Raw genomic sequence first — 9,270 nt, 5'->3', positions numbered from 1 at the left:
ACTCGGGCATCGAGTTTGCTAATTAAAGCGTGTGGAGTGTTGATTGGAGGCGGAACCCGGAGTCGAACCGGGGTAAACGGATTTGCAATCCGGTGCATGGCCACTCTGCCATTCCGCCTCAATACTAGGTTAGCTTTAAGATAAACTGGAGCGGCACACGAGGCTCGAACTCGTGACCTCGACCTTGGCAAGGTCGCGCTCTACCAACTGAGCTAGTGCCGCTTTATGTTTATCTAGGGGGCTATGCCCTCTCAACACGGACGCATTCTACAGAGATTATTAAACGCGTCAACACAAAAAATGCTACTTTTGAACTGTTTGATTATTTTTTATCTAAAATGGTGCGTTATTAGACGTTTACAATCAATTTTTGGTCAATTCTCCCCATGCTGCAACTAAATATTGCACCATAGAACTAAGCGTTAAAAATGTGGCTATATAAAGCAAGCCATAACTTAAATACATCATCCAGCTATCGTACTGCCAAATTAAACCGATAATGGCTAACATTTGAGCTGCAGTTTTTAACTTACCCATATCGGATACAGCTACGTTACCGCGTTTCCCCTGTTCAGCCATCCATTCGCGTAGCGCCGATATAACAATTTCACGGCTAATAATAATAAGCGCGGGAATAGTCATATACAAAGATTGGTAATGCTCAGATAATGCAACCAAGGCAGCACACACCATTACTTTATCAGCAACCGGGTCTAAAAATGCACCAAAAGGCGTTGATTGCTCAAGTTTACGGGCTAAATAGCCATCAAGTATATCTGTGATCGAAGCCAGCCAAAAAATAAAGGCAGCAACAAAGAACGCCCATGAATAAGGCATATAAAATATCACCAAAAAAATGGGGATAAGAAAGAGTCTAAACGTTGTGAGTGTGTTTGGAATATTCCACATAACTACTTGGATATGTCTTTTTTTCTATATTCGCACATAGGGCTAGCCCTTGTCATGCAAATGGTTAAATATCTTCTCAGCCATGTCAGGACTGATCCCAGGAACTTTCTTTAGCTGTTCTATATTAGCAGCTTTTACACCTTGCATGCCCCCTAAATATTTTAATAATGTTTGTCGACGCTTTGAACCTACGCCATCTATTTCCTCTAATAATGACTGAGTGCGTTGTTTTTGCCGCTTATTACGGTGCCCTGCAATTGCAAAACGATGGGATTCATCGCGTATATGCTGGATCAAATGAAGCGCTGGTGCATCAGAATCCATAGGAATTGTTTTACGCCCGCCATCTATAAGCAAGGTTTCAAGACCCGGCTTACGGCTAGTGCCTTTTGCAACACCGACTAATAGCGGCATTTTTGAATGCGGCCAGTTTTCGAAATATTGCTCTGCTCTACCTAATTGACCTTTACCACCATCGATAAAAATAACATCGGGAATTTTCTCCTCATCAACCAACTTGTTGTAACGTTTGTTTAGTGCAAATTCCATAGCGGCGTAATCATCACCACCGGTAATACCGGTCACGTTATAACGACGATACTCTTTATTGTTAGGGCCTTGAGAATCAAATACAACACAACTGGCCACTGTGTTTTCACCCATGGTGTGACTGATATCAAAACATTCCATGCGATTAATATCATCAAGACGCAAAGTAGCCTTTAATTGCGCATAACGCTTGTTTATCGAGTCTTGAGTGCTTTGCTTAACCGTAATGCTATTTAATGCATTTTTATTCGCTAACTGTAAGTACTGTGCTCGCTCACCACGGGTAACCACTTTAAGCGATACTTTACGTTCACTAATTTGGGTCAAGGCTTCACCTAGTGCATCACTTTCTTCTATTTCAAATGGTAAAATGATTTCTTTAGCAATGCGCCCTGTCGCACCTGGAGCTAAATAATACTGGCCTAAGAAAGAGGTTAAAATTTCTTGCTCTTGTGAGTCTTTAGGCACCTTTGGAAAATAAGTTTTACTACCCAGCACTTTATGATCGCGAATCATTAATAGATGAATCCCATTTAAACCGTTTAAATGGGCAAAGCCGACCACATCCATTTCCGCAAAATTGCCAGAGATAGATTGCTGCTCCTGCATTTTACGCAGCAACATAATTTGGTCGCGAACTTTAGCTGCAAGTTCAAAATTAAGCTGCTCACTGGCTTTTTCCATTTTAGCAATGAGATCGGCTATTACTTCATGAGATTTACCAGTTAAAAACTTGCGGACATAATCAACTTGCTGCGCGTATTCATCTTCAGAGACTTTATTAACACACGGCGCAGAACAACGTTTTAATTGATACTGTAAGCAAGGTCGACTACGGGCACGGTAGTAGGCATCTTCGCATTGACGTACCGGAAATATTTTTTGCATTAAGCGCAAACTTTCTGAAACCGCCCCCGCGCTTGGAAACGGACCAAAATATTCACCTTTTACTTTTCTGCTACCACGATGAAAGGCTAAGCGAGGATGCTTATGATTAGTGAGCAGTATATAAGGGTACGACTTATCATCACGTAACAGAATATTATAACGTGGCTGATATTTTTTAATGAGGTTGTTTTCGAGCAGTAAAGCTTCTGTCTCTGTATTAGTAAGCGTGACTTCAATATTACAAATATTACTTACTAAAACACGGGTTTTACTATCGGTTATATTACTACGAAAGTAACTACTTACCCGCTTTTTTAAACTTTTAGCTTTACCGACATAGATAACTTGGTTGTCATTATCGAGCATGCGATAAACGCCAGGCTCACTCGATAATGTTTTTAAAAACTGGACATGATCAAATTCAGACATATATACCGACTAGTAAGAGATATCTATATCAATCATTTTGTAACGTATGGCTAAATGAGTAAGCTCTACATCGCCTCCTACGTTAAGCTTTTCAAACATGCGATAGCGATAACTGTTTACTGTTTTAGAACTTAAATTTAAGCGATCAGCAATATCCTGTGCTTTTTCACCTTTGGTGATCATCAGCATAATTTGTAGTTCACGCTCGGATAGGCTTTGAAATGGGTTTTCATCGGTACGCCCGGTTACCTGCGCAAGTGCAATCTGTTGCGCTATTTCTGGAGCAATATAGCGTTGTCCTGCATGCACACAGCGTATAGCGCGAACCATTTCATCAGATCCAGCACCTTTGGTTAAAAAGCCATGAGCACCAATTTGCATGACCTTACTTGGAAATGGGTCTTCGCAATTAACAGTAAGCACAATAATTTTTACATCAGGGCAGTAACGGCAAATCTTTTTAGTTGCCTCAAGCCCACCCATACCAGGCATGTTCATATCCATTAACACTATATTTGGCGCATGCTGACGACAAAACTGCACAGCCTCTTCGCCTGTTTTAGCTTCACCTATTACTTTAAAACCACGTATATCATCAAGAATACGTCTGATCCCTGTGCGCACAAGTTCATGGTCATCAACTAAAAGTACGTTAATCAATGGAACACCCTCACTAGCCTAATAAGATGCAAGTTAACAAATTTAATATTCAACATTAGCATAGATACGACGAAACCATAACTAATATTATGCTTTCGCCATCGGTCTTCATGACCGATATGATTAAAAGCGTATTTACCTATAGCAGGTAAATACGCCCCAATGATTTATGCTGACGCTTTTTCACTAAAACGGTCTACCCATAAAGCAATAATACCATCGCCAGTTACATTACACGCAGTGCCGAAGCTATCTTGCGCTAGGTAAAGTGCAATCATTAGTGCCACCGCACCTTCGTTGAAACCAAGCATGCTAGTTAATAAACCTAACGCCGACATTACTGCACCACCTGGTGCACCTGGCGCTGCAATCATCACTACACCTAACATCATAATGAATGGCAACATAGCCATTAATGAAGGTACTTCCATGCTAGGCGATAAAAACATCACAGCCATAGCACAGGTAACTATTGTAATTGTTGAACCTGATAGATGAATAGTGGCGCATAATGGCACGGTAAAGTTAGCTACATCCTCTTTAACGTTATTTGCTTTACTTGATTGCAAAGATACTGGAATGGTTGCCGCACTCGACATGGTTCCTAATGCAGTAAAGTACGCAGGTAACATATTTTTAATTAGCTCAATAGGATTACGCTTAAGTAATAGGCCTGAGGTAATGTATAAAACACTCAACCATAACCAATGCATCACTAATGCAGCAATAAGTACTACACCAAATGCTTGTAATGTATCAACAACGGTGCCTGCTACAGTCATTTCAGCAAATACACCCGCAATGTAAAACGGTAATGCCGGAATAATTACTTTTGAAAGTAAACCATCAATAATATCGCGCCCCTGATCTGACACAGTTTTTAATGTGTCTAAGCCAAGCTGGCTCATACCAATACCAAATACAAAGGCTGTGACTAAAGCAGTCATTACACCCATTAACGGTGGAATTTCTAAGTCAATAAAGCTACCTACTTCGGTCACGGCTTCAGCTTCAAATGAAATCCCGCCGCTTAAAAACGGAATAACCGCTGTCACTAATAAAAACGCTAAAGTACCAGCTATAATTGTTGAGCCATATGCAAAACCCACCGTTTTCCCCAGTAGGTGCCCTGACCCTTTCGGAAGCCCGGCAATCCCTGAGGCAATAAAAAATAAAATAATCAGTGGAATTGTAAAACTAATAAGCTGGCCGATAAGCTCTTTTACTGTGTATAAAAGCTCAACGCCAGTTAAGGGAATGTAGAGCCCGACTAAAATACCGGCCACAATACCGGCAATTAATTTTAAGATTAACTTCATGGTGATTACTTTATTGAATTTAGATAATGTGTTTTTACCATGTTTTGAATAGTTTGTGTCAATAAACTGTTCAACCGCAGTTCATTTGCACAATTAACCAACAAAATATAAGTGTGTTGTGTTGATTTGTTTAAATAACGACTACATAAACAAAGGATAAAGTACAAAGTTAAAAACGAACAAATGATCTCAAGTTCGCCTTTTTAATAACTAAAAAATTAACAGATTGAGTTTTTAGTTCAATCCGTTATAAGCGTAATTAATATATGTTATAGCCAAAGCTTACTTTAACTTTTTTTATCTCACAGTAAAGTAGGCTTATAAAGTTAATAGAGCAGCTGTTAACGTGTTGATCAGATTGTACCTAAAGGAACATTATGTCTACTATTTTTGAAGATAACTCACTAAGCATCGGTAACACACCGTTGGTAAAACTTAACCGTGTTACAGGTGGGAATGTATACGCTAAAGTTGAATCACGCAATCCTAGCTTTAGTATCAAATGCCGTATTGGTGCATCAATGATTTGGGAAGCTGAAAAATCAGGTCAACTTACCAAAGATAAAGAGCTTATAGAGCCAACATCAGGTAATACGGGTATTGCATTGGCATTTGTTGCTGCTTCTCGCGGCTACAAACTAACGCTTACAATGCCAAACACCATGAGCTTAGAACGTCGTAAACTATTAAAGGCACTGGGTGCTAATCTAGTACTCACAGATGGCGCTAAGGGTATGAATGGCGCTATTGCTAAAGCCAAAGAAATTCAGTCAGCAGACCCAGATAAGTTTATTTTGCTACAACAGTTCGAAAACCCGGCAAACCCAAAAATTCACTTTGAAACAACGGGTCCGGAAATCTTTAATGCACTCGATGGCGAAATCGATTTCTTTGTTGCAGGTGTTGGTACTGGCGGTACGATTACAGGCGTAAGTCGTTATCTTAAAAAAGAACAAGGCTTAAATGTAAAATCAATAGCTGTAGAGCCAAGCCATTCGCCAGTTATTAGCCAAACACTTGCTGGTGAAGAAGTAAAACCAGGGCCACATAAGATACAAGGCATTGGCGCGGGCTTTATTCCTGGGAATTTAGACTTATCAATTATTGATGGCGTAGAGCAAGTGTCTAATGAAGAATGTATCGCAATGTGTCATGAGCTAATGAAAAAAGAAGGGATCTTAGTCGGTATTTCTTCGGGTGCAGCTGTGGTTGCAGCAAAACGAATTGCTGAACGTCCTGAAAACGCAGATAAAAATATTGTGGTTATTTTACCAAGCGCTACAGAACGCTACTTATCAAGCCCAATGTTTGATGAAGAGTTTTCTGAGCAAGAGCTTGTTCAGTAATCGAACGACATTATTAAAAAAGGATGTTTTTTAACATCCTTTTTTATTGCTTTTTTAATAAGTTGGCAACTATTCGGTGCTATCCTCTTTACATCTTCTCCATTCCATCACACACTTTATGTATGAGTAATCAACCTGACCAAATATGAAAACAATTTTAACTTCTTTTGTGCTCATTTTTAGTATTTTGATCGTCGGCTGTAATGAAAATACTAAACCTAAAGAACAGTACATCGACAACGATCGTCCAGGCGATACCGCCACGGTGTATTTTGATGCACTTTATAATCAGCATAATTTGCAAAAAGCCAGTAATTTTGCAACACCTAAACTAGCTCGTATAATGAAGTCATACGGCACAGCAAAACAATTTGCCCGTAGTCTTATTAATTTACAGTACGATGAAGTAGTGATTGAAATTGATATGTCAAATTCAAGCCTTCGAGAACAATACGGCAATCAGGCTAAAATAAATATTGTATTTACTGGTTATTTTAATGGAAAAAAAATTGATGACTTTCGCAGTATCGAAATGCTAAAAATAAAAGGTAAATGGTACGTAGATAAAATCATCGCCGATCCTTACGGGCGCTGATCAGCGTTTAATCTCATAAATATATAAATACACTAAAAAGCCTTAAATTATAAGTTTAAGGCTTTTTTAGTGCTTGAGTACAATGTTAGAAATCTTCAGGTTTAAAATTATCTACCGCAATAGCCTGCATTCGTAATTTATTAGCATGATGCATAGCTTCAGCATCTAATTTAGTAAGTAACTCATGCCCAAGAGCATACTCAATAGCTTGTTCAATATTAAAAGTTGCAGGTACCTTACCTTTTCGTTGCCACTGTTTTAACTGTTTAAATTGATTTTGCATGTCGTGCATCGCTAAAAAAGCATTTTCCATCACCCCTGTGCCTGCATTCTCATCGACGTAACACAAATGTGTAAGTCTATTTCTAAACACGCCTGGTTGCGTCATATGCTCACAAATACGTTGTGAAGTGGTATCACTTGGTTTGTGATAATGATTGCCTAACGGAAACACAATGCGTTTAAGAGCAAAGTTAACCACCGGGTTAGAGAAGTTTTTAAAGAAACCATCAAATGCTTGGCCTATCTCATACAATGATGCCTCTATTGCATACTTAACGAAAGGCAAATCAGCTTGCTGACGCCCTTCATCTTCAAAACGTTTTAACACGGTAGAAGCAATATACAAATGACTTAATACATCGCCTAAACGTGCCGATATCATTTCTTTGCGTTTAAGTTCACCACCTAACATCAACATTGCAACATCTGTTGTAAACGCAAGTCCTCGGCTCATTCTCCCTAATTGTTTATAGTAAGCTGCGGTTTCTCCGCATACAGGTGCTTTGGCAAAATGGCTGCGAGTTAAGCCATGTATTAAAGCCATACTTGCATTGCTGATGGCAAATACAATGTGGTTCATTAGTAGGCCATCAAATTGCTCTAGTGCGGCGTCATCATCTTCCATTGCTGCCGCTTCCATTTCTTTTAATACAAACGGATGGCAACGAGTAGCACCTTGGCCAAATATCATTAAATTACGGGTAAGAATATTAGCACCCTCAACCGTAATCGAAACTGGAATACCCATATAGCCATGTGCTAAATAGTTATTAGGCCCAACCTGAATCCCTTTACCTGCATGAATGTCCATTGCATCATTCATAACCGTTCGACCCATTTCGGTCATATGGTATTTTGCAATAGCAGTCACTACCGATGGGCTTAGTTTTAAATCAATAGCGCCAGCTGTCATTAACCTGCACGATTCCAGCGCGTAAGTTAAACCACCAATACGTGCTAACCCTTCTTGAACCCCTTCAAATTGACCAATTGACACACCAAATTGTTGGCGAACAACAGAGTAAGCCGAAGTCATTTTAGCCGCTAAATGCCCTGTTGCAGTACTTAATGCCGGTAACGAAATACCACGCCCTGCACTTAAACACTCAACCAACATGCGCCAACCGCGCCCAGCACCTTGCTGACCACCTATAATCCAATCAAGCGGAATAAATACATCTTTACCGTACGTTGTGCCATTCATAAACGCCATATTTAGGGGGTAATGACGCTCTCCTGTTTTAACACCTGGGTGATCGGTTGGAATGAGTGCACACGTAATGCCAAGCTCTTTTTCATCGCCTAACAACCCATCTGGATCGTACATTTTGAATGCAAGGCCAAGTACTGTCGCCACAGGCGCAAGGGTAATGTAACGTTTTGACCAATTTAAACGCAGCCCTAAAACTTCTTCACCGTCATGTTCACCTTTGCATACTACGCCTGAATCTGGAATACTGCCGGCATCTGAACCGGCCTCTGGTCCAGTTAGTGCAAAACAAGGCACATCGTCGCCTTTTGCAAGACTAGGTAACCAGCGATTTTGTTGCTCAGTTGTTCCGTAGTGTAGTAATAACTCACCTGGTCCTAAGCTGTTTGGTACCATGACCGTCACGGCGGCGGTTAAGCTTTTAGTCGCAATTTTTGACACTATGGTGGAATTAGCAATAGCAGAGAATTCAAGGCCCCCAAATTTTTCTGGGATGATCATTGCAATAAACCCTTCGGTTTTTAAAAAGTCCCAAACCTCTTTAGGTAAGTCTTTATCTTTTTGTACTATTTTATAGTCATCAAGCATAGCTAATAAAGTTTCAACTTGATTATCTATAAATGCAGTTTCTTTTTCACTTAACTGTGGACGCGGATAGTTGTGTAATTTTTGCCAATCAGGATCACCACTAAATAGCTCGCCATCCCACCAAACATCGCCCGCTTCCATGGCTTCTCGCTCTGTTTGCGATAATGGCGGTAATACTTTTTTAAACATTTTAAAAGTAGGTCGGGTAATTAAGTTAAGGCGGATATCTTTAATCGCAAATACCACGATCACCACAACCAGTAATATAAAAAATACTGACATAAACACATTCCTTTACAGTTATAAAAACATTGATTTAATTATGACCGATCTTAATTTAAATACAATGGGGTGTCAGAGGGGGCCACGAAATGCTGAGCCGATTCCGTTACAATTAAAATATAGCTATTAGTAGAGTTACATATTTATTACACACAGCAAAAAGCCCACAAAATGTGGGCTTTTTACTACTTAACTGGTTTTAATTTATGCGAT

The 9,270-nt window shown here is 39.7% G+C and carries 7 protein-coding genes and 2 tRNA genes; 2 read left to right on the top strand and 7 right to left on the bottom strand.

Annotated features, from left to right (window positions below; translation table 11 throughout):
* Positions 1-44 precede the first annotated feature (44 nt).
* The 6 genes from CWB76_RS17490 to CWB76_RS17465 form a co-directional block, all read right to left on the bottom strand.
* Positions 45-118 (bottom strand) — tRNA-Cys (locus CWB76_RS17490).
* Between the two features lie 28 nt (positions 119-146).
* A tRNA-Gly gene (locus CWB76_RS17485) sits at positions 147-222 on the bottom strand.
* Positions 223-363: 141 nt separating this feature from the next.
* Entirely contained in the window at positions 364-909 is a 546-nt protein-coding gene (pgsA, locus tag CWB76_RS17480; RefSeq protein ID WP_036933597.1) for a CDP-diacylglycerol--glycerol-3-phosphate 3-phosphatidyltransferase, read from the bottom strand.
* A 42-nt stretch (positions 910-951) separates the two neighbouring features.
* Positions 952-2,775 (bottom strand): excinuclease ABC subunit UvrC, encoded by a 1,824-nt coding sequence (uvrC, locus tag CWB76_RS17475; protein WP_055013395.1) that lies wholly within the window; start codon positions 2,773-2,775, stop codon positions 952-954.
* Between the two features lie 9 nt (positions 2,776-2,784).
* Entirely contained in the window at positions 2,785-3,435 is a 651-nt protein-coding gene (gene uvrY / locus CWB76_RS17470) for a UvrY/SirA/GacA family response regulator transcription factor (RefSeq protein ID WP_010391483.1), read from the bottom strand.
* A 167-nt stretch (positions 3,436-3,602) separates the two neighbouring features.
* Entirely contained in the window at positions 3,603-4,754 is a 1,152-nt protein-coding gene (locus CWB76_RS17465; RefSeq protein WP_010391481.1) for a dicarboxylate/amino acid:cation symporter, read from the bottom strand.
* 377 nt (positions 4,755-5,131) lie between these two features.
* Between CWB76_RS17465 and cysK the strand changes: the two genes are divergently transcribed.
* Together cysK and CWB76_RS17455 are read left to right on the top strand one after the other, a co-directional pair.
* Positions 5,132-6,100, top strand: a complete 969-nt coding sequence (cysK, locus tag CWB76_RS17460) for a cysteine synthase A (RefSeq protein WP_138609305.1) — start codon at positions 5,132-5,134, stop codon at positions 6,098-6,100.
* Between the two features lie 145 nt (positions 6,101-6,245).
* Complete coding sequence (locus CWB76_RS17455; RefSeq protein WP_138609303.1) at positions 6,246-6,695, top strand: hypothetical protein; 450 nt, start codon at positions 6,246-6,248, stop codon at positions 6,693-6,695.
* Positions 6,696-6,780: 85 nt separating this feature from the next.
* On the opposite strand, the gene CWB76_RS17450 is transcribed toward CWB76_RS17455, so the two are convergent.
* A complete protein-coding gene (locus CWB76_RS17450; protein ID WP_138609301.1) occupies positions 6,781-9,057 on the bottom strand; it encodes an acyl-CoA dehydrogenase in 2,277 nt (758 codons plus the stop codon).
* Positions 9,058-9,270: the final 213 nt, after the last annotated feature.

Origin of the sequence: Pseudoalteromonas sp. S1609 (genome assembly GCF_005887255.1) — a bacterium.
In the GTDB taxonomy this organism is placed as follows: domain Bacteria; phylum Pseudomonadota; class Gammaproteobacteria; order Enterobacterales; family Alteromonadaceae; genus Pseudoalteromonas.
The sequence above is the reverse complement of the archived record's forward strand: the minus strand, read 5'-3'. Positions and strand labels throughout refer to the sequence as shown.

Excerpts from the sequence above, each read along its gene's own strand:
- pgsA (WP_036933597.1), bottom strand. The coding sequence starts at position 909 with ATGTGGAATATTCCAAACACACTCACAACGTTTAGACTCTTTCTTATC.
- uvrC (WP_055013395.1), bottom strand. The coding sequence starts at position 2,775 with ATGTCTGAATTTGATCATGTCCAGTTTTTAAAAACATTATCGAGTGAG.
- CWB76_RS17465 (WP_010391481.1), bottom strand. The coding sequence starts at position 4,754 with ATGAAGTTAATCTTAAAATTAATTGCCGGTATTGTGGCCGGTATTTTA.
- cysK (WP_138609305.1), top strand. The coding sequence starts at position 5,132 with ATGTCTACTATTTTTGAAGATAACTCACTAAGCATCGGTAACACACCG.
- CWB76_RS17455 (WP_138609303.1), top strand. The coding sequence starts at position 6,246 with ATGAAAACAATTTTAACTTCTTTTGTGCTCATTTTTAGTATTTTGATC.
- CWB76_RS17450 (WP_138609301.1), bottom strand. The coding sequence starts at position 9,057 with ATGTCAGTATTTTTTATATTACTGGTTGTGGTGATCGTGGTATTTGCG.